This is a genomic window from Sporolactobacillus shoreicorticis, from assembly GCF_024125445.1.
GTDB lineage: Bacteria > Bacillota > Bacilli > Bacillales > Sporolactobacillaceae > Sporolactobacillus > Sporolactobacillus shoreicorticis.
In genome coordinates, this window is the sequence record NZ_JAMXWM010000071.1 from 1 (window position 1) to 1,678 (window position 1,678).

Annotated in this window: 1 protein-coding gene; it reads left to right on the forward strand. The window is 46.7% G+C overall.

The features are described 5' to 3' along the window. The first annotated feature begins 62 nt into the window (after positions 1-62). Complete coding sequence (locus tag NIE88_RS21915; protein ID WP_253065680.1) at positions 63-1,199, forward strand: IS110 family RNA-guided transposase; 1,137 nt, start codon at positions 63-65, stop codon at positions 1,197-1,199. Positions 1,200-1,678: the final 479 nt, after the last annotated feature.

The window sequence follows — 1,678 nt, forward strand, 5'->3', positions numbered from 1 at the left end:
GAAAAATGAAAGTGATTTTCAAATCCTCAAACAGAGCCATCATACGAAAGGGAGCTAGCACTATGAATGATAGCACAAAATATGTAGGTTTAGACGTCTCTAAGGAAAAAATAGCGGTTGCAGTTGCCGAAGAAGGAAGAGGTCAGCCCCAGTACATCGCCATGATTCCTTATCAACCAGAAGCGATTCGGAAACAAATGAGCCGATTAGGAGATCCAAGTCAGTTGCGTGTCTGTTACGAGGCTGGGCCCACTGGATATGGCCTTTATCGTTTACTCAAGGCGATGGATATTGATGGCGAAGTCATTGCTCCGTCCCTGATTCCGCAAAAGCCGGGTAATCGTGTCAAAACAGATCGACGTGATGCGCTGCAGCTGGCAAAATTATATCGAGCGGGTGAACTCACACCTATTTATGTTCCCAGTGAAGACGATGAAGCACTCCGTGATCTCGTCCGTGCACGGGAAGATGTCAAAGAAGACGAATTGCGTGCGAGGCATCGGCTTACGAAGTTTCTTCTGCGTAACGAAATCAAGGAACCTAAAGGGGTACGAAAGTGGACCGGGGCATACAAAGATTGGCTTGATAAATGTTCATTTGAAAGAAGTGCCTCTCGAGTCGTCTTTCAGGAGTATCTGCACACGCTCAAAGAGAGTGAACTCCGATTAAAACGTTTAGAGAACGAAATTGAGAGCCAAGTAAAAGAAGGACACCATGCATTGATGATTCAAGCACTTCAGGTTTTTCGTGGCATATCAATCATTACGGCCACGAGCCTTGTAGCGGAAATTGGGTCGTTTCAAAGATTTCAAACGGCACGACAGTTCATGGCCTATACAGGGCTCATTCCGAGCGGGCACTCGAGTGGTGAATCACGCCGGCAGGGAAAAATCACAAAAACAGGTAATCGTCATGTCCGACGTCTGCTCATTGAATCCGCATGGAGTTATCGTTATCAGCCGGCCGTTAAGGGGGCTTTGAAGAAGCGTCAAGAAAACCAGCCGCCACAGCTTTTAGGGATTGCTTGGAAAGCACAGACGCGATTACACACAAAGTATTTTCGTTTAATGGGCAGAGGTAAGGAAGCGGGTAAAGTAGTGACTGCGATCGCACGGGAACTCGCCGGATTTGTTTGGGCACTCATGCAAAAGCTCGAAGAACCGAAAACGGTCAATCGAAATGGGGAGTGTCCCTCATGACCTTTGACAGGGAGCCTCTGCGGGCGCTGTTTCTCCGCAAAAGGTGGCATAGGGTTTTCGCACAGCTTAAGAGCCCACCCCGCCCGCCTCTCCTAGTCAAAGGGATGCGTTTGTCGAGGGTGGTGTAAATAAAAAAGTGAAAGGAAAATAGAAACATTGAGAATAGGGCTGGAAGGCAAAGATAAAAACCGTAAGGGATAACGCCCGACTTATACTTGTGCTAGCTCTAAAAATGGGTGAATGCACGCAAATAGTTCGTGACAGATCCTGAGACGGAACGATAAAATGTGAAAACCCACGGATATCAGTATACTCATCGGAGAAGAAATTTTTGCCTTCGAGCCGTGCGCTCGAATGGATCCAGAAAGCGTCATTTCATTAAAAAGAGGTGAATTCAAAAGATAGGCAGTGAGTCATGAGGGGTGAAAGAAAAAAAGAAGCCCGAGAGCTTCTCTTCTTAAAGCTGAATAAAAACAGTT

What these genes read in the sequence shown, in the direction of transcription:
- NIE88_RS21915 (WP_253065680.1), top strand. Translation starts at nt 63, where the DNA reads ATGAATGATAGCACAAAATATGTAGGTTTAGACGTCTCTAAGGAAAAA.